General features: G+C 55.3%; 10 protein-coding genes and 1 pseudogene. 1 reads left to right on the top strand and 10 read right to left on the bottom strand.

Annotated features, from left to right (window positions below; all coding sequences use genetic code 11):
* Positions 1-203: 203 nt before the first annotated feature.
* The 6 genes and pseudogenes from QN062_RS07820 to ffh all read right to left on the bottom strand — a co-directional run bounded on the left by QN062_RS07820 (position 204) and on the right by ffh (position 12,275).
* Positions 204-887 (bottom strand): annotated as a pseudogene (locus QN062_RS07820) (zeta toxin family protein).
* Between the two features lie 107 nt (positions 888-994).
* Positions 995-1,279, bottom strand: a complete 285-nt coding sequence (locus QN062_RS07815) for a hypothetical protein (RefSeq protein ID WP_369341260.1) — start codon at positions 1,277-1,279, stop codon at positions 995-997.
* Between the two features lie 278 nt (positions 1,280-1,557).
* Entirely contained in the window at positions 1,558-4,890 is a 3,333-nt protein-coding gene (locus tag QN062_RS07810) for an MBG domain-containing protein (RefSeq protein ID WP_369341259.1), read from the bottom strand.
* A 270-nt stretch (positions 4,891-5,160) separates the two neighbouring features.
* Positions 5,161-9,348, bottom strand: a complete 4,188-nt coding sequence (locus QN062_RS07805; protein ID WP_369341258.1) for an MBG domain-containing protein — start codon at positions 9,346-9,348, stop codon at positions 5,161-5,163.
* Positions 9,349-9,514: 166 nt separating this feature from the next.
* On the bottom strand, positions 9,515-10,606 hold the full coding sequence (locus tag QN062_RS07800) for an endonuclease/exonuclease/phosphatase family protein (protein ID WP_369341257.1): 1,092 nt from the start codon (positions 10,604-10,606) through the stop codon (positions 9,515-9,517).
* Positions 10,607-10,646: 40 nt separating this feature from the next.
* A complete protein-coding gene (gene ffh / locus QN062_RS07795; RefSeq protein WP_369341256.1) occupies positions 10,647-12,275 on the bottom strand; it encodes a signal recognition particle protein in 1,629 nt (542 codons plus the stop codon).
* A 280-nt stretch (positions 12,276-12,555) separates the two neighbouring features.
* Here ffh and spxB point away from each other — a divergent pair, with 280 nt between their 5' ends.
* On the top strand, positions 12,556-14,403 hold the full coding sequence (gene spxB / locus QN062_RS07790) for a pyruvate oxidase (protein ID WP_369341255.1): 1,848 nt from the start codon (positions 12,556-12,558) through the stop codon (positions 14,401-14,403).
* A 250-nt stretch (positions 14,404-14,653) separates the two neighbouring features.
* Here the strand turns inward: spxB and QN062_RS07785 are convergent, their stop codons facing one another.
* The 4 genes from QN062_RS07785 to QN062_RS07770 form a co-directional block, all read right to left on the bottom strand.
* On the bottom strand, positions 14,654-17,047 hold the full coding sequence (locus QN062_RS07785; protein ID WP_369341254.1) for an ATP-dependent DNA helicase RecG: 2,394 nt from the start codon (positions 17,045-17,047) through the stop codon (positions 14,654-14,656).
* Between the two features lie 155 nt (positions 17,048-17,202).
* Positions 17,203-18,726 carry a C69 family dipeptidase gene (locus QN062_RS07780; protein ID WP_369341253.1) on the bottom strand — a complete coding sequence of 508 codons (1,524 nt, stop codon included), beginning with the start codon at positions 18,724-18,726 and terminating at the stop codon, positions 17,203-17,205.
* Between the two features lie 194 nt (positions 18,727-18,920).
* Positions 18,921-19,466 (bottom strand): YbhB/YbcL family Raf kinase inhibitor-like protein, encoded by a 546-nt coding sequence (locus QN062_RS07775; RefSeq protein WP_369341252.1) that lies wholly within the window; start codon positions 19,464-19,466, stop codon positions 18,921-18,923.
* A gap of 118 nt (positions 19,467-19,584) precedes the next feature.
* Positions 19,585-20,808: a DNA polymerase III subunit delta' gene (locus QN062_RS07770; RefSeq protein ID WP_369341251.1), complete on the bottom strand. Its 1,224-nt coding sequence runs from the start codon at positions 20,806-20,808 to the stop codon at positions 19,585-19,587.
* Between the last annotated feature and the right edge of the window lie 124 nt (positions 20,809-20,932).

Below are 20,932 nucleotides of genomic sequence, written 5' to 3'. Positions count from 1 at the left end.
CCGGATGGTGCTTTCTGTTCTTAGCGAATTCGAATGCCTAATATCAAAACTGCCGATTTTCTCCTGAAAACCAAGCCACCATTCGACAGTCATTGGGGCTGCACTGTCTGGAATTTCCTCAGATCCCAAAGGTGCGAATGATTGTGAGGCCATCAGGGACTCCGTGGCATGTTCAAATCTCTTGAGTGTTGCAATCAGAGTGCTCATGTCTGGATGCTGTCTGACAAAATCTTGGACTGTTTTGAGTTCGGCCAACCATTGTTTGCGTTGCTCTTCATCGAGTCCATCAAATCGTCGACCTTTTCGATTGCTGCCAATGTTTGCTCGATGATGGTCATTCTGTTGGTATCAGATATCGTCTTCGAGAACAGCTCTTTACCTGAGCGCTCTACGATATCGATCTTATCCACGACTCCGTTCGCAATGTGGTTGGACAACGTCTCAATAAGCTGTGTCGCTGCCTCATCGTGAACCATAGGATTGACCCATCTATCCTGGCCCTGAGCCAATATCTGGTTCACGTATCGGGTCAATGTGCCCATGAGACTCAGTTCTCGCGGTACCGCAACGACAATGACTTGCGTTCTGTATCCGGCCGCTTTGAATTGCTTCAGGGTATTCTCAGTCGCCCTGGGATGTCTCATAGTCGTTTCCACGATCACGCTTCTTCGATGATTCCGCAGCCAATTCAAGCTCATTTCCGCCCATCTTCCCGCTGCCTGTGCAGTGGCGTCGGGCATGATTTCGGGATGCACGCTCAAGAGTTCCATCTACATGGGGTGAAACGGGCGATAGTCATCTCCGATTATCGCCTTGGCGTTCCTGTTGGCTCGTTGGATTGAACTGACGAGCCTGGTTTTGCCAGCTCCTGGCTGTGCTGCAACCATGAACAGCGTCGGTGATGTCTCGACCGTGGCGAGGGAGAATTCTGGCAGAATTTTTTCCGTCCAGATTTCAAGGAGAGTTTCCTCGTCAAGCTGGCAGCGAGAATCGTTCACGCCGCTGCCCTTTTCAATTTCTTGCCTGCGTTGCTGATGTATTGAAGCCGCTGCGTGAATTCCCTGCTTTTGCTCTCTACAGCTTGCATGTCAGAGGCGTTGACTTCCTCTACTTCGCGTCCAATCTGCCACACTGTCTCCATGAGTGCCGCCTTGATCTTGGGATCTTCTGCAAGATCTGCAAGATGGCTGTATGTGCCTTTGAGATAGTTCGCGCTTTCACGCATCACGTCGTAGATCATGGGGTCGTAACTGAATGTGGCTTCGCGGTGTTGAACCATAGCAGTCTCCTCTTCTCAATCATTCGGCATGATGACGATGATGGGCATTACGGATTATGAGCAGATGATCGAATTCGCTCCTATTTCACTTTCATCAATTGTAACGTAACGCTCTATGCTCCTAAGGAACGCACTTAGACATGCCAAGTGCCAATGAACGCTCGCTACCTGTTCTCCATCAGCAATCGGGCATCTGGTCGATCAACCAGATGCCCGATTGGCTTTCATGGATTCAGGGCAAGTGAGCAACACCAAAGCTCATTTGACTAATGTGCGCGCTACTCTTTTTTCATTTTTTGCGCCGCAAGAAGTGATGCGCCACAAACCGAGAAAGCAATAATCGCATAGAGTATTACCGCAGTTGCAACTCCGGTCTTGGCTAACGACATGACCTTGGATGCTTTGTTTTCAACAGTGGAAGCCTTCGGAGCTACTGAGTGTTCTTTCTCAGCAACTTTGTCAGATGCTCCCTCAGTTCGTTCATCATCCACAGTTGCAGCACTGGCAGTCACGGCAAAATAGCTGAAGGATGACGTGGTGAGATGAAGTAAGCCACTATCTGCGTCGAAGTCAGATTCCAGCTCTTCAAAACCACCATCACTCTTTTCGTGAATTACCTTTCCACCTTTCAGTGCCGCCAATTCTGCGTTACGTATCGCAATGGTGGCTGACTGACCATCATCGAGCTCATACTTCTCTCCGGTGAGCGTGTCCTTCAAGTAAATGTCGAACACACCCTTCAACTCACGCCCATCTTGACTCAAGGCTGAGAAACGATCAGCATGAACAGATACTGTTTCTGCAACCACAACAAGACGCACATTCCAAGGAAGTGCACTTGTAGAAACATCCACTCGCGCAATGTCGGTCGTCATATTGATGGCTGCAACGCCGTCTTGCCTGTTTTCGAGCGTGTCCATTATCGGCTGTTCAATTTGCGCTTTCTCGCCATCTGTCAGCTCATCATACATATTCGTTGCCTCCGCAACTGCATCAGCATCGTCAATGCTTGTCGGATTCTCTGCAAGCGCGTTGATTGCATCAATCACTGCTTGAATCGCGGCATTGTTGGTGATGGTGAAGCGGGCTGTTGCCGAAACAACAATCGAATAGTTTCTGTTGGAAGCAGACGCGTCAACGATGAATTTGTAGCTGCCAACATTCTCGCCGCTTTCGCGAGAGAATGAGATACCCAAATCATCATCTCCGACAACCGTTCCCTTACTCACCACATACGTGAAAGAAACGGAATCTGCTTCTCCATATTTCTTTTCGCCACCGACGGGCTTTACAGTAACGACTCGCTTGCCGATAGTGAAGCGCACTGACGATACGGCAGTCTGGCCTTTGTAGCCCGCCTGTATGAACACCGTGTAGGTGCCGGCATTCACAAGTTTCAAAGCCTGCTGGGTGTCCACCCAGTCCGTATCGGCTGCCGGCTCAGTTGCATTGCCTGCCTGCACAGCCGCATATTTCAGGGTGTAGCCATCCGAGATGGTGTGCACATGACCGTGCTTTACACTCTGAACAGTGATGCCGGTGGCTACATATGAAGCCGGTTGTCCATCGTAGGTCTTCGCATTCGATGCGGGAATCTCGTCGGCATATACCTCCAACTTGCTTTCCGACGTGAGTATTGCACAGGTGGCATCAAGCTTCGCTTTCAGCGCTTCCAATGCCTTTACCACAGATTGTTGAATGGTCTGACCGATGTTGCTTGAGCTTGACGCAGCACCTACCTTGTCAATGAGCGTGGCGAGGATGGCGGACATGGTTGCGCATCCTTGAGCTGTGGAAGGCTCGTTGTTCAGGAAGTCCTTTATCTCCTTCTGCAACGCCGCCTTGAACTCAGCGGTTTTCACATAATCCAGAGCACACTTGACTTCTTTCTGGAACTTCGCCACAGCGTTCTGCAGGTCCTCGATGGTGTTCAAATCAGCAGGATCGAGTTCAGAGATTCCGCTGGATATGATGGAACGTGCTTCTTCAACCAAGTCCTGCAATTGAGCGCGCAAGGCCTCATACTGCTGGCGCGCTGAATCAGCGCCCGCATTGACCTGCGCTTCGATACGTTCAAGCTCAGCCTTGATTCGAGCAACCTCGGCATTGATCGCTGTGAGCTGCCTCTGGGCTTCGGTGGTCGCGGCATCAACTGCAGTGTCTATTGCAGTGGAGATCTGTGCAGCAATCTTTTCGACCTCGTCATATATGGTTTGAGCAGCGCCGTTCAGCACGCTTTTCACTGCGCTCGACACTACCGACTTAGCTCCCGTCGCAGCAGCAACGGCCGATGCCTTCAACAACGCTTCTGCAGCTTCACCTAGCAACTCGGCAGCGGCGACCGCCTTCTGCTCTGCTGTCGATTTCTTATCGTTCACAACGGCCTGGGCATCTTCCAGAGCCTCGTACAGTCCTGTTGCCGGACTTCCACCAGACGAAGGAGCGCCGAGGGCGTTCTGAGCCTCGTTGACCGCAGTCTGTGCGACGCCTTGTGCAGCGCCGACTGCAAGGTCAAAGGCGCCCTGCTTGATATCGCGTGCGGTATCGGAATAGGTCGCCAACGTTGCTTGCCTAGCACCCAAAGTCGCCGTCGCAGTCGCCGTCGAAGATACTGCATTGCGATAATTCTTGCATTCGACCGCATTACGGTTCGCTCCGACGAACAAAGCACATGATGCAAGCGTCCAGCCCTTGTCAGTAACGGCTTGTTCTGCCTGAGTCTGCGCCGTCTTGGCACTATCAAACGCTTGCTGAGCATCGGTCACCGCCTGCTGAGCAGCAACCTTGTTGTTGTCAAAGTTGGCCAAATCGTTCTTGGTGGCCTGCAGTGCCTTGAGCGCTGCATTCAAACCGGCATCGGCAATCTGCCCATTGGAATACACTGCCGAGCCGTTTGCAATACCAGAGATCAATCCTTCTGGACCGACCACAGTCTGATAGATTGCAAGCGTCGCCGTTGCGGCCGTCAATGCCGTCTGCGCAGTTGAAAGCGCCTGTTCGGCGGCTGCCAGACCCTCGTCACTTTCAAATCCTGCGAGCAAATCGTCATAGGCATCGTCATACGCTGTCCAATACGCGTCGGTGTGCTCAGCTCCATGTGAATCTGTTCGTGCACTCACCATGCGACTTGCATAAAGCGAGTCGAAAGCAGCATCGTACGCGATATTGCCAACTCGCTCCCCTACCTGGTCGATAAGGGAACTGATGGACTGCTTGACTTCATCGTCCACATCGTCAAGGGCCACATCGCCTGAAACGACTTTGCTGACGATATCGTTGAGATAGCTTCCCACTGTCTGCGCCAGTTCCTTGACGAGCTGCTTGGCGCTTGCCTCATCCAACCTTGATAGCGAATCCAGTGAGGTCTCTACAATCTGTGTGCAGACAGATTCGGCAATTGACGGATCATCAAACGCGATGCTCGACTTGCATTGAGCGATCAGTTCGGCCCTCAGCGCTTCCTTCGCATCATCGATAGGAGCCGCATACGCACTGGGATTCATCGCGAAGCAGCCAAAGAACATTGCAATCGAGACGAATAATGCCATGTATTGAACGGGATTGCGTCTCCCTCTCTTCCATACCGGCACATCCTGATTTTTCTGATTCATTCTCATTCCTGAATGGTTTCCTTCGTTAGGTTTCCATGTCAACAAATTGGACATGCTGAATGTTGTTAAACAGACAGTATTGAACTTACAAGGAAATTTCAGACAGAGTGTATCGTTATGCGAGCAGCTAAAGCGGTTGCTGCCGCCATGACCCCAATTCCCACTATGACCATCATCAGCTGCAGACATGCAAATGATGCTCTGGCAAGCCAGAGCACCATTGTTCATCTCACATGAATCTCAATGCAGATTGATCGTCATCGCATCGATTCACCTTTTGAGGATTCCGAACTTCCTTGACAGGAGAGCTCCCACGCCGCACAGAGTCAAAGCGACTGCGATGATGGCAACCGGGAGCGCCGCAGAGCCCGTCTTTCCAAGAGCGTCACCCTGACCTGTGGAGAAGACAGCGAAATAGCTGAACGATGACGTCTTGAAGCTCACCGTCTTTGACTGCGCGTCAAAGGCAGATTCGACCTCTTCGAAGCTGTCTGCAGCTATCTCGTGGATGACCTTGCCGCCAGAAAGCCTTGACAGTCTTTCATCGTCGATCGTCACCGTTACCGCCTGACCCTTGGCCAGTTCGAATTCCTTGCCATTCCTTGAGTCCACCAGATGAATGTCAAACACGGCCTCGAGCTTCGTATTGCCGTCGATGAATCTTGCAAAGCGCTGGGTGTGGTCTGCCGTATTCTCCGGTTCGACCACCAGACGAACGTACCAAGGCAGGGCAGGCTTCGATTCGACGGTGTTGCCCTTGCTGTCTGACTGATTGACCTGCTGCGCCTGCTTCTGCAAAGCGGCCAGCTTCTCTTTGATCTTGGCGAGAATCTGGGCACGCTCAGCATCAGTGAGCGATTCAAGAGCCTTGGTGGCCTCAAGAACCTTCTCTGCATCGGCAGGGGTCTTGATCGTGTCAGGAAGATCGTTGATGATGTCGACCACCTCGTCCATGGCAGCATTGTTGACAATCTTGAATGTGGCAGACTTCGATACCGAAATCGCATAATTCTTATTTGTCTTTGCTGCATCAACGAGATACTTGTAGGTGCCAACATTCTCGCCAGCTTCACGAATGACCACGATGCCCGGATCATCGTTGCCAAACACGGTTCCCGCGCTTATCACATAGGGGAATGATGCTGGATCCTTTGCGCCGAAGGTCTTGGAAAGCGACTTCGGGGTTATGGTCAGCGGGCGCGGCTTGATGGTGAAGATGCCGTTTTCGAATGTCAGCGCATAGTTGGGGTTCGCCGCGCTGATTTCCGACTCGGCCTCGGCGAAGCGCAGCGCATAGGTGCCTGCGTTCTCTCCGTCATCTCGGATGACCGAAATGCCATTGAGCTTATCGCCTTCGACAAGACCGATCTTGGAACTGACCGCATATTGCAGCGAGCCTGGATCGGAATAGCCATAAACCTTGCCCGTGTCCGATGCCTTGATGGCTATCGCACGCTGCTTCACCTGAAGCACGTTCTCATGCTTCGTGATGGTGTAGTTATCGACGTCCTTGCCGGTCACCGTGGCGGTGATGTCATAGGTACCGACTGGCGCGTACGTCGAGTCGCCGGTGTTCACGGCGAGCGCGATGGTCAATGCCTTGTCGTCGACAGGAGCGGTCTTGTCACCGAAGGTGTAGGTCAGCTTGGGATTGGCGTCGCCGTAGGTGATCGCTTTCTTATCCACGTCGATGGTCAATGGTCGGCGGTTGATGGTCAGCTTGCCGTCAACATTGACCTTGACGTCGTAATTCGGATTGCTTTCAACGTCGACAAGCACACGGACCGTATAATCCTGGTTCGCGTTCTCGCCTGCGTCACGGTCGTACGTCACGCCCTTTAGGGTGTCCGATCCGACAAGTCCGCCTTCTGCGTCGCAGTCGTCGTTGTCATCGTCCTCAAGGTATCTTCCGACCTCATAGGAGAACACATCCTTGTCTCCGAAGGTCTTGGATGTATCCGCGGCGCACACCACGATCTCCCGCGGGGTTATCGTCAAGGTTCCCGAAGTGAAGGTGATCTTATAGTTGTCGTTGCCGCTGGAATCCCTGATCAGGTCATCTTTGTTCTGCGTGATCGCATGAGCACCGACATTTGTGGCGGTACCGACGGTCAGCGAACCGGTGAGCGAGTCGCCTTCGATAAGTAGGGTTTCTCCACTCACTGCATAGCTGAATCCTGGAAGCTCCTCCCCGTATTCGGATGTCGCTGCGTTGGCACGCACCGAGATGTCCTTCTGCTTGATCGTATATTTCACCTGGGTGTAATACGCAGTCGCATCATATGTGGCGCGGATGCAGATGTTGTAGATTCCAGCGTTCTTCAATGCGAGTTCAGACTCACTGCCTACCCATGTTTCCTGTGCGGGGCAGTTTGAGGTGTTGGAAGCAGTGCCCTTGACTGCGGCATAGGCAAGGGTGTATTGCTCGCCATCAACCGTCGTCACATGACCCTGTTCGATGACCTGCAACGTGATGTCGCCGACAACATCACTGACGACTTCACCGTCATAGGTGTGTGATTCGGCCACGGGGATTTCATTCGCCCAGACCTGCACGCCGTCGTTGAGGATGACCTTGCAGCCAGCCTTGAGCCTGGCATCGAACTCATTGAGAATGGCTGCGGAGGCGTTCGTCAGCTTCTCTTCGACCGACAGATCATCGTTCGAATTCTCACTGGTTTCGATTCCTTCAAGAGCCGCTGCAATCACATGCTGCATTGACACGCAACCATTGTTGGATGCGGCTTCATCATTGTTGAGCGCCAGAGCCCAGAGAGCCTCAGACAGATTCCCGGCGAAGCCATCTTCAATGGTTTCGAGAACAGCTTCAATCTCACCATCGAGAGCATCCAGACTGGCTATCGCGTCATCGACCTTGGTGGGAAGCTTGCTGGCAAGGGTAGTGATGCCTTCGGGAGCGATCTGCTGAGCCTTGGTGTTGAGGTCCAGAAGACGCTTGTAGAGTGCCTGGTAACGCTTCTTCGCCGATGCTATCCCGCCACTTACGTTATCCTTGATCGATTCAAGTTCGGTCTTGATCGATTCAAGATCGGTCTGGATCTCTTCCAAAGCACTTTCGGCGGTATCTGCCTCTTCCCCTGCAGCAGTGTCAATCAGATCTTCGACACTCTGCTGCGCAGCCGCAGCCTTCGTGACGAATGCCTCAAGGAGTGCGTTCATTCCGGCTGTGACCGCCTCGCCGATGGAGCCTTTTCTGCTATTCGCATCGGAAACTGCTTGATTGCGCAGTGCGGTTTCTGCCGTGGTTCCTGCTGCCTCGGCCCGGGCTATGGCAGCTTGTTTAGCCGCGTCGCCCTTGCCTTCAGCGGTTGCGGTGGCTTCGTTGAGGGCTGTCTGGGCTTCGTCACGAGTCTCTTCCGCACGCTCACTCGCTCCCTGTGCAGCTGTGACAGCTGTCGCCTTCGCAACATTCAATGCCTCGGTGGAGCTTGTCAGCTCGCTGTTTGCGTCAGCTACAACGCCTTCAGCCGCGTTCTTCTTCTCAAGTGACTTGTTGTAGCCGGTGTCGCCCGTGCACAAGGTATCGGAAGATCCTTCGCCAGTGCACCATTGTTCGTTATGGCCCTGGTCAGTCAACGCCTGGATCGCGTCCGCAAGCTGTGTTTCAGCCGCATCAAGAGCCGCCTTCGCCTCGGTGCTGGCTCCATCCTTTGAGGCATAGTCATCATAGGCACTTTGCAAAGCGGTCATGGCGTCATCGAGAGCCTCATCCTTGAAGGTGCCTTCTGTGTATGAATCCTCACCGGCGACGACATCGTCAATGAGTCCATCTTCATCATCCAAGGCCTGATATGTTTCGAGCGTTTCCTCAGCCTCTTCAAGTGCCGACTGCGCTTCTTCCTGAGCTTCGACAGCCTCGTCGTAACTGACCTCGTCCTGCTCCTCTTCAAGTGCCGTGGTGTATTCAGTGTCATACGCGGCCCAATAGGCATCGGTATGCGTCTGGCCTTGGGAATCAACTGGTTCTTGGACAAAATGCTTCGTGTATCCGTAATCGTAGGTGACGTCGTATGCAATCTGCTTCGCATCGGCGACCGCCTTGGCAAGAATGGGAGCGAACTCCTTCCTGATGTCGGCTTGGATGCCGTCGACGGTGAGCTGTTTTGCCGTGACCTTGGCAATCACCGTGTCGAGGTAGCCGTTGATGGGAGAAGAGAGATTCTCGACAAGTGTGGCTGCCTCACCATCTTCGAACGTGCCTGACGAGTCAAGAACCGCTTCGACCAACCCTTCGCAGAATTCGTCTTCGACCCCATCGGCGACGGTGTCGGAACACACGGCGATAAGCTGAGTCTCCAATTCTTCGTCCACTGAGCTGTCGGCGCTTGCATTCGTCGAGACGAAGCTGAACAGCATCACGATAGATACCAGCATCGCTAGGTATTTGACGAGATTGCAGCTCCCTCGCTTTCCTTCAAAACGAACATGTTTTCCCATGGTTCCGCTCTTTCTGATAATCAATCTTGTAGACCGTCTATGAAATCGTGCGTAGACATAACATAGACATAGTGTTAATAATCATACACACAATATAATACACAGAATACAGTTCGTTCAGATTTTACGGAACTGCCGGGCTTTGCCTTGCGGCTATGGAGAGATTTCAGGCAGACATCGAGATCTCAGAGCACAGAGCCCTGTGATCGCTGCCCGCAATGATTGCCGTGGATATCGAAAGCGGAATCAGGCCTTCGGTCATCAATATATGGTCGATTTCCAGCATGGATGGAACGTATGTCCAGGAAGCCGGAAAACTTGGGTGCACGCCCGCCTTCATCTCGAAGGCGGCGTCGGAGAGGCCCGAGCCCGTGAGCAGATGGCGGAACACCGAATGATACAGGCTGGAATTCAGGTCGCCCATGACGACCGTCTCCTGAGGAAGAGGCGCATATGATGGCAGACCCCCCGGCTCATGGGAGCTTGGGGCCTCGTGCGTCGAGATGATTCTTTTCGAGAACCCCGCGAGTCGTTCGATTCCTATCTGCCAGAATCGTCCGCCACGACCTGGAGACTTCGGATGCGCGGATACGAATCTGACTCGTCTGCCCTGAATGTCCAGAGAGAGGGAGGGTATGCCTGCCGCAAGGATGTCGATGGAGGAGCTGCTGGATTCAGCAGGCTTGACACGAGACAGGATGGCGTTGGTGCCCCCATTGTCATCGTCGGAGGCCTTCCCTAGCGAGCGATAAGGCAGTTCCAGACCTATTCCGGCATCATCCAGACGCTGCAGCAGCTCTGGAGTGACCTCTTGCAAGGCAAGCACGTCGACATGCCGCCGCTGAATCTGCCCCACCACATCATTCGCATCGGCGCGGCCGAAACGACAGTTCAACGTCATCAGACTCCAACGCAGATTCCGGGGCGATGCCGAAGACTCTGCAGGCATTGGGGCGTCAGCGGCACGCCTTCGGCGTTCCGGAAGCCCGAGTATGTGCAAGGCGCCGCGCGGTATGTCGACCAGGGTCGAAACGAACCATAAGGCCTGCACCGCAAGCTGCGACGCCGCAAATCCCACTTGCCACCATTGCCCTGCTATCGCGGAGCAAGCCATCAGCAGCACGGTGGGGAAAGTCAGCAGAGGAATCAGCGCCATGCATTCGGGCAAAGGTCTGTTCCCATTCACCGAATAGGGGACGAACCACAGACACATCCATATGGCAATCAGCACATAGGGAATCCAAAGCAGCGCGCTCATGACTGACCACGGAATCGATTGATCGGCGTCATCGGGTGAATCAACGCCCGAACAATCCGGACAGGCCTCCCGAAAGATTCGGCGGAAGCTCAGGCAGCCCGTCTGGCGTCTGGGGCTGCTGCGGGTTCTTCTGGAAGGCGGAGCCGGAAGCCTTTGGCCCATTACCGGAAAGCCTGTCGCGCAATGCCTTGTCTTCGGCCTCACGCTTCATGGGATTGCCAGACTTTGAGCGATGCTTCTTGTTCTTCTTGCCACCACGCTTGGAGCCTTGCCCGGGCATTCCTGCCATGCCAGGCATTCCAGCCATGCCGGGCATGCTGCGCGAACCGTTGCTCATGCGCTTCATCATCTTTGCGGCCTGTTCGAAGCGCTGCAGCAGCCCGTTGACCGCGGAGACCATCGTGCCGGAACCATAGGCGATGCGCGCGCGTCGAGAACCGTTGATGATGCTGGGCTCGCGGCGTTCCTGAGGGGTCATCGAATGAATGATCGCCTCGGTGCGGTCGACCTCATGCTCGTCGAACTGTTCGAGTTCCTTGCGATGCTGGGCCATGCCAGGAATCATGCCGAGCAGACTCTTCATCGAACCAAGCTTGCGAACCTGCTGCAATTGCGACAGGAAGTCGTCAAGCCCGAAGCTGCCCTCTTGCATCTTCGCTGCGGCCTCGCGGGCCTCCTGCTCGTCGAAGGTGCGCTGGGCCTGCTCGATAAGCGTCAGCACATCGCCCATGTCGAGAATTCTCGAAGCCATGCGATCGGGGTGGAAGACTTCGAAGTCCTTCAGCCCCTCGCCTGTCGACGCAAAGAGAATCGGCTTGCCAGTCACGCTGGCGACGGAAAGCGCCGCACCACCTCGGGCATCGCCATCGAGCTTCGAGAGCACGACACCGGTGAAATCCACGCCCTCGTCGAATGCCTTGGCGGTCTGCACCGCATCCTGACCGATCATCGCATCGATGACGAAGAGAATCTCGTTCGGGTTGACCGCATCGCGAATGTTGCGAGCCTGCTGCATGAGCTGCTCGTCGACGCCAAGACGGCCTGCGGTGTCGATGATCACCGTGTCATAGAGCTTGTCTTGCGCGAAGGCGATTGAATCCTTGGCGACCTTGACCGGATCGCCGGTGGCCTGCCCTGGTTCGACGACATCCGAACTATCCGCCTGCACGCCTGGCTCCGGAGCGTAGACCGGCACCTCGGCCCGTTCACCGACAACCTGCAGCTGAGTGACCGCGTTGGGCCGCTGAAGATCGGCTGCGACGAGCAGCGGGGTGTGGCCAGTGTCTCGCAGCCAGTATCCGAGCTTTCCGGCAAGCGTCGTCTTGCCTGCGCCCTGAAGACCGGCGAGCATGATGACGGTCGGCGGCTTCTTCGCGAAGTTGAGCGGGCGGTCAACGCCAGCGCCCAGAATCTTCGTCAGCTCCTCGTTCACGATGGAAACGACCTGCTGGGCAGGATTCAATGCCTGAGAGACTTCCTCTCCCAGAGCACGTTCACGGATTCGCGAGGCGAACGAGCGGACGACATCAAGTGAGACGTCTGCGTCGAGCAGAGCCCTGCGAATCTCACGAATGGTTCCGTCGATGTCGGACTCAGAGAGTTTCCCCTTGGAACGCAGGTGTTTGAAAGCCTGCGAAAGCCTGTCGGTCAAAGATGTAAAAGCTGCCATAATGAACATCAGTCTAATGGGGACATGGGAGAAGAATCAATTTCTTCGCTGCCGAAGGGCGCTCTCTGCGCCATTTTTTCACCTTAGATGAACTGTGATGCAGCTCATAGTGCATTCGCTTCCAAATAATTCCCACGATTGATAGTGTTGAATTATCGTTGAATTTCCGCCGCGGCAGGCTGGGGCCGCAGCAAGAAAATCATTGGGTGAAAACATTCGGTGACGGCTTGTCTTAATGAGGAAACAGGCCCGTGACCTAACACTACGCAAAGGAGCGATTATGGCCAAGAACGTTATTCAATTCGGATTCGACACCAAGGTTGCCAACAAGCGTGAGGTTGGAACCATCAAGGCTGGCGTCGCAACCGTCAAGCTGCTCGAATCGTGGGGTGTCAAGCATCTGTATGGCATTCCTGGCGGTTCGATCAACTCCTTGATGGACGCGCTGTATGAGGAGCAGGAGCATATCGACTATGTTCAGGTTCGTCATGAGGAAGTCGGCGCAATGGCGGCCGCAATGCATGCCAAGATGACCGGCGAGATAGGCGTGTGCTTCGGTTCGGCAGGGCCGGGAGGCACGCATCTGATGAACGGGCTCTATGATGCCCGCGAAGACCATGTGCCGGTTCTGGCGCTTGTCGGCCAGTTCGGAACGGCGGGCATGAACTGGGACACCTTCCAGGAGATCAACGAGAATCCGATCTTCGCCGATGTCTCGGTATACAACCGCACCGTGATGACAGCCGAGCAGCTGCCGCACGTCGTCGACGAGGCGATCCGTCAGGCATATGCAAAGCATGGGGTTGCAGTCGTGCAGATCCCTGTGAATCTCGGATGGGTCAACATTCCTTCGGATTCTTGGTATTCGGCAGCGCATTCGCATCGCAAGTTCCCGAATCCGACGCTTGACCCCGAAGACATCGCGCTGGCGGCCAACATTCTCAACGAGGCAGAACGGCCCGTGATCTTCGCAGGCATCGGAACGCGCGGCAAGAGCAAGGTCGTCATCGACCTGTGCCGCAAGATCAAGGCTCCGCTGGCCAACACCGGCATCAGCTGGGACAACTTCCCATCTGACTTCGAGGCGCTGCTCGGCAGCCCGAACCGAGTCTCGACCAAGCCTTCGGTCGAGGTCTTCCCGGAGGCCGATGTGGTCGTGTTCGTCGGCAACAACTACCCTTTCGCGGAGGTCTCGAAGATCTTCAAGAATGTCAGGAAGTTCATTCAGATAGACATTGACCCGTCGAAGCTTGGGAAGCGTCACTACACCGACGTCGCGATTCTTGGCGATGCGGGTGACGCGCTGAAGGCCATCTATGACAAGGTGGACGAGAAGCCGGAGACTGGCTGGTGGCGTGCGAACCTCGCCAATGTGGCCAATTGGAACGAATACGTGCACCGCTTGGAGACCAAGGCCGAAGGCGAGCTTCAGCTCTATCAGGTCTACAACCAGATCAACAGGGTCTCGGAGGAAGACGCCATCTATTCCATCGATGTCGGTGATGTGACGCAGACATCCATTCGCCATCTGCACATGAATCCGCAGCAGATGTGGAGGACCTCCGCACTCTTTGCGACGATGGGCATCGGACTTCCCGGGGCCATCGCGGCGAAGCTCGACTTCCCGGGGCGTCAGGTCTGGAATCTGGCTGGTGACGGCGGCTTCAACATGGTGATGCAGGATCTGGCAACGCAGGTCCAATACAAGCTGCCAATCATCAACGTCGTCTTTGCGAACAAGCAGTATGGCTTCATCAAGGATGAGCAGGAAGACACCAACAACGGATTCCTTGGCGTGCAGTTCCAGGACACGGATTACAAGAAGCTCGCGGAGTCGATGGGCGCCGTCGGATACACCGTGACCGAAATCAGCCAGCTGAAGGATGTCTTCGACTCTGCGATCAGGGACATTGCCGAAGGCCGTGTTGTGGTCATCGATGCGAAGATAAGCAACGAGCGGCCTCTGCCCGCCGAGTTGCTGGAACTAGATCCGCGGCTGAGCCCTGAGGAGGACATCGCCGAATTCAAGAGGAGGTACGAGGCCGAGGATCTGAAGCCATTCTCATACTTCCTTGAAAGGGAGGGTCTGGAACCGCATATCGGCAAGATCGAGCAGGGCGGCTTCTGAGCCTGTTCCGCTGAGCTTGTTCCGCTGAAGTCATGGATGTGGGTCGGAGTTCTCGGATTCCGGCCCATATTCATGCCTCATGTTCATGACTGTGGGTCATGACCTTTCAAGTTTTTGGCACTTGCCTGAGTAGAAAGCTCCATTTTCGTTGAAAATTCGACCGGCATAGCGCCAAAAAACAGCCGAGATACTCAGACAAGTGCCAAAAACTTGAATCCTCGATCGGTTTCGGCCCGAAAGCGCGACTATTTCAGGTGCTGGTGAGGAAGCGCTCGTTGCCGCGCATGAAATCGAGGACCGCTCCGGCAAGCTGGACCTGATGCGTCAGCTGCGGGTCGGATTCCAGCAGCTCCTCGGCCTGCGAGCGCGCCTGTGCGATGATCTTCGCGTCAGTGATGACGCGGAGCAGCTTCAGCGAGGACTGGCCTCCTGACTGGGCATCGCCGAGCACATCGCCGGCACCGCGCAATTCCATGTCAGCCTGGGCGATCTCAGCGCCATCGGTGGAATCACGAATGACATCAAGACGTTGCGCTGCAATGCTTTCGGGCTGAGCACGCGAGACGAAGAACGCCCAGCTCTGCTTGCCACCACGACCAACACGGCCACGAAGCTGATGCAGCTGTGACAGGCCGAAGCGATCCGCATCGAAGACGACAATGCATGTGGCCTGAGGAACATCCATGCCAACCTCAACGACTGTCGTCGCGACGATGATCGGAGCCTTCCCCGAGGAGAAGTCCTGCATGACCCGAGTCTTGGTCTCATCGTCATCGCGGCCGGTGAGGGTCGTTATCCTAAGCCCTGCGAACTGTGGCAATCCGGCAAGACGAGAAGCGATGGTGGTCACGGAATGCAGTGGCGGCAGAGCCTGGGAAGATGCTTCATCGTCGGCATCCGCAACTGTGAATTCATCGAAATCGTCGAACCCAAGATCATCTTCGCTCCGCTGAGAGTGCCGCTGGCTGTCCTTTGAAGTCGGCGACGACGGACCTTGCGCTGCATCAGCATCCGAATTTTCCTCATCGATGCGGGGACATACGATATATGCCCGCTCACCGGCATCTACCCTTTGGCGAACATGCACGAACATCTTCGCCATCATCGAGGCATTGCTCTCTTCGATAACCGTCGTGCGGATAGGCTTTCTGCCACCGGGAAGCTCAGTGAGCCAGGAAAGGTCGAGGTCGCCGAACCATGTCAGCGCTGCAGTTCGAGGAATTGGCGTTGCCGTCATCACCAGCAGATGCGGTGCATGCTCGGACTTGTTGCGCAGCACATTGCGCTGTTCGACACCGAAACGGTGCTGCTCGTCGATAACGACAAGCCCGAGGTTCGGGGCTTGAAAGGTCTTCGAAAATGCTGCGTGGGTGGCAACGACCATGCATGGCTTGCCACTTGACGCCACTGCGAGCGCCTTTCTTCGTTCCGCAAGGCGCATGCCTCCGGTCAGGAGCACGACAGGAATCGAACTCAGAGGTGTATCTGCGCTCGTTGAACCGCTCTCATCCGCATTCTGGCTCAGCATGCGCTTCAATGTCTGGTAATGCTGCTCAGCAAGGATCTGGGTCGGCGCGACCAGCACGGCCTGCTGATCGGCTCCAACTGCACGCAGCATCGCAGCGATCGAGACAATCGTTTTGCCCGAACCTACTTCACCTTGCAGCAGGCGCTGCATCGGATACGGATGAGCCATGTCATCTCGAATGTCCGTCATCACTTCTCGCTGGCCATTGGTTAATTCGAAAGGCAGGGAAGCTATGAATTCCTGAACGAATGCGTCTGACTGTTCGCCGATGCAAGGCAATGCAGGCGTAAGCTTCGCATCAGATTTTGTGCGAAGCGGTGCGGTTTGCGACACGAAGGCCTCTTCGAATCGCAAGGTCGCGAGGGCGGCCTTGAATGCAGGCACCGAATCGGGCTCATGAATCGACAGGAACGCCTGCGCGCGATGCAGCAGGGCATTGCCTTCGATTATCGTGTCTGGCAGAATATCGGGAATCTTGGCGGTTAGTTCCTCAACGGGAATAACCGCCAAGGGGCCTTCTTCAGGGTCTTTCGTCTGCAGGCTGTCAATCGCTTCGTGCGATGCCAGCATGCGCAGGATGCCAAGGATGGTTTCGTGAATATGCTGGCTTGATATTCTCGAATTTGCATGATAGATCGGACGCGGACGTGAGACGCTCGCCAACCCGGATTCGAGATTCGCGCAGTCTTCGCCGACGACTTGAATTTCGGGATGGGTGAATTGAAGCCGGTCGTTATAATAAGTTGGAGATCCCTGCACCACGATGTCGGTGCCGACCTTGAGCCGAGTGCTCATCCAATCAACGAAATATTTCTTGTATGAGAAGAAAATCAGTGAAGCTGTGGATGAATCGGAGATATCTTCGATGATGACTTCGAGGCGATGCCCGCGTCGCTGCGCCATCGGCATGATTCTGATCGCACGCACCGTGGCGCCGAAAGCCATGCTCTGATCAAGCTTCGCCTCACGAAGATGACGAATTGGAACTGGGTCGGTGACGCGAAAAGGATAATAGGTCAGGGCATCCTGCAAGGTGACAACTCCAAGAGCCTTGAGCGCATTCGCCCGTCTCTTGTTCGAAAGCACGGCAGAAACTGCCGTATCGAGCATCACCATGGCTCCTCCTCAAGCTTTTCGAACCCAGATTCCGAGTTTTGCGGCATTTTACCAGTATAAGCGAGCAAAAAGCCTGAAATCGCGACGCCAGGAAGCCAAAAAATCGGCTTGATACTTTGAAAATGCCGCAAAACTCCCAATCTCGCGCAAGAGATTCAGTCATCAGACATGTTGAAGCGGTTTTTCATGCGCATGCTGACGACATAGAGCACTTTTGTGAGCAATCGTTCGGTTTCCTGCTTGAGATATGACGACATGGTCTCGTTCGCAATTTCCAACAGGCTGCTCGCATCGGCATCGACTTGCTGCTCGCCATTCTCGAGCTGCGAGCATTGTGCGTCGGTGTCAATAATGAGCCTATGCCCCAGGGCTCCAACCACCTGACGGTAATTTTCAATGTCCGTCGAGGTTTCTGCGTATGCCGAGTCCGCCAGAGCGGCAATGACCCGATTGGCCCAATAGAAGCTTCCGGTATTGACCTGCAATGGTGTCTGTTCGAGATACTCGGGCGTGCGGTCGACGTTCGCATAGAACGGAACAAGCACATTGAAGGCGTTCGAACCGTAGGCAATCCACTGCAAGGCGCGGTATCCCTCAGGGCAATACGGACGTATCTGCAGCACGGCAAGCTGACTGTTCCTGTTGATGCCGATCGGCCGGAACATGCCGCGCGTTCTCGAATCGCCCAACGCCCCGTATGGATCGAACGGCGTGCCCTGATAGTGCGAGCTCAGCACGTATTTCACATCCTCGACCGTGATCTTGCGTTCCGGCTGGCGTGCCCATGGAATGTCGTCCGACGAAGGACGGTGATCCGCATCCTGCCCATCCCACATCTCGTCGTAGGGATTCAGGAAGCGCTGCATGTACCACGCTCTTGGCGTGTTATATACATGATCCGAATCAGAGTGGGAGCCAAAGGCATCCCGTGGATTGAACGGCGTCGTGGCTTCTACGGAGAGGTCGAGATGGTGGCCCTCTATGAATTCGCGAAGGTCCGGTGAGCACATGTGCTCGGACTGCTCGCTGAAGGCATCGTCCATGTCGAACTCATCGATGCCTAGCTGATTGGGCATGGTCACGTAGGCCGTGTCCGGCACTCTCTTGGCAATCCAGTGGTGTCCACCGATGGTTTCCAGCCACCAGATCTCGGTGTCATCGCTGAAGGCTATGCCATTCATCTCATAGGTGCCATACTTCTCGAGCAACGCGCCCAGGCGAGCGACACCTTCGCGAGCCGTTCGGATATAAGGCAGGACGATGGTGAGCATGTCTTCCTCGCCGATGCCGCCGGGGACTTCAGGCCGATAGTCGACATCATCGGGCTTTCCCTGGCCAGGCTTGAGCTCCACGAGCGGATCGGCGCCAAGAACGCGCTCGTTGGTCGTGAGAGTTTCCGTTGCGCTCATTGCGACGTTGGCCTCGTTCACGCCGGCCTCGCCCCATATCCCCTGATTCGTATCAGCGTTGGGCATTGAGGTATATCTCATCGGCCTTTGAGGCATGTCGATCTGGACATGACTGATGATGCTGCGATAATGCCTTGGCTGATCCTCTGGGAGGACCACGACGAAGCGCTTGGGCTCGAACTCGCCATTGGCCGAATCCTCGTTGCGAGCGATTATCGTCGAGCCGTCGTAGCTCGCATCCTTACCGACCAGAATCGTTGTGCACCCCATACCCCGAAAACCTTTCCCTTAAAACCAAAGTCACATTTGCAAGCCCTGAAGAGCCCATATAGGTCATGGCCATATGCATCATGGTGAACCCTATCAGCGCCACATCACCCCAAGTCACGCTCCGGCTCGGCAGCCAGCACTGCCTGACACCGTAACATACGCTAATACACGCTGTCGTCACTCAAGAGCAAGAATCAGGCCCTGCCTGTCAGATAGATGTCCGCATGCTCAAGTGGCTTGGGCGCATTGCGGATCTCCCTCTGCAGCTCATTGAACCAGAAGTCCTGAGACAGCTTTCTGAAGGGCTCAGTGCTCGCCCATACGGTAAGAAGATATTCGTGATCCCTGTCAGGAGGGGTTGGCCCCACATAGCCGGTCGTTATCTTCGGATTCTTTGCGCCCAGCAGCGGGGATGCCTCTGAATTCCTTGCCTGCATCGCCTCGGGTGCGATCAGCTCGGCATGTCGTGAGAAATCCTCAGGGACTGTCACCGCGTGATCCTTCCGCGACTTCAGCGATGCGATGGGAACGTTCGCGACCGCCCAATGATTCCATTGGAATCCGCATACCGGAATCGAATCGGGATCGACGAACATCCAGTGCAGGTAGAGCGCTCCTTCGCTGACATCGTCCACCGTGAACGGGAATGAAAGAATCGGGGTGCCATCGATGGTGAATTCCTTGGGAGCCTGCTTGGCGTACCGATCAGGAATGGTTGAAAAGTCTGTCTCAATGTTCATGCATACAGTATCGCTCACCGTGCCTCGCCAGACAATGCCGACAACCTGAAAGTGAACATGCTCCGATCGCCTGGATATGCGTCAGAAGATACATGCCACCAGCTCCATGGCACAAGCTCTATGGCACAAGTGCGGAGAACAGCGCCTCAAACACGAGCAGAGGCGCGCCGTTCGATGCGAGTCTGCGCCGAGCGGTCTCGATGAATTCCAGACATGCGACTGCCCGATTGCGGTCAATCCGAATCGAGAGTTCCGTTATGGCGCTTCTGTTCTCAAGATTGATCAATCCAGCCGAGTCTTCGGCGTCATTCTGAAGCACTCCGACATCTCGATAGATGCTCGCGACGGAATTCAACGCACGGTCAAGCACGTCACGTGAACGGCGGGTTATACGCCTGCGCACATCATCCTTCTTGCCTATGGCATGGAAGGCCGAACGCAGCTCAGATGGGAGCCGCTCCCCTTCGTCAAGACCATTGATCCGTCGAAAGTCCCGCTCATCACGCTCGACCTGGGATTCGACCTCTTCCTGAGCCTGACCCTGAGCGCTGTCGATGAGCCCCTGAGCGAGCAAAACCGCATCGGAGGTACGCTCCATGCCAAGAACTCCCACTATCAGGTCATCCCTGTCGCTCATGACGCGCTCATTGGTCGCATACAGGCGAGCTATTCCGATATGCCCTTCAGCCAGACGGGAAGCCCTTGCAGCGACATGCTCGTCGGCGCCGGTACTTTCCTGAATGAATCTGGCGACTGCAGCCTGCGATGGGACCGCAAGATTGACGGTTCTCGATCGCGAGCGAATCGTCGGCAGCACGTCCTGCGGGCTTGGCGCGCACAGGATCCATATTGCATGCTCCGCAGGCTCCTCGATTTCCTTGAGCAATACGTTCGTCGTACGTTCGAGCATGCGGTCGACATCCTCGATGATGATGATGCGCCATGGAGCGGTGCTTGGCATCTGCTCGGACTGGGCTATCAGCCCGCGTACCTCCTCGATGCCGATGGTGACCTTGTCGGTCGAAAGCACCGTCACATCAGGATGCGTCCCTGCCAGAACCTGCCTGGTCACATTGCTGGCAGTCTCGCCCATGCCATGATCGGGACTTTCCAGGGCGGCAGCGAAGGCGCGGGCGAGATTCGAACGACCAGATCCCGGAGGCCCGCAGAACAGCCACGACTGAGCAAGCCCATGATGCTCCCTGTCTGCCTCCTGTGGACTGCGATCACTGGAATCGCTTCTATCACTGGAAGCGCTGCGATCAAGCGCGGAAAGCTCCGCCAGCCTGCTCAGCATGTCCACAGTGGGCTGCTGGCCGACTATGGAATCCCAGACACTCACTCGCCGACCTCGGCATGCTGAATGCCTTGCCTTGGCTGCGGCTCATCTTGCATCTGCGGAGCCGGATCCGTTCTCAGCTGGGAATCGGCTGTCTCATCCCCATCGATACCGGCATCCGCATCGG

The organism is Bifidobacterium sp. WK012_4_13 (assembly GCF_041080835.1).
Classification (GTDB): Bacteria; Actinomycetota; Actinomycetes; order Actinomycetales; family Bifidobacteriaceae; genus Bombiscardovia; species Bombiscardovia fermentum.
This window is presented reverse-complemented; position numbering and strand designations above follow the sequence as displayed.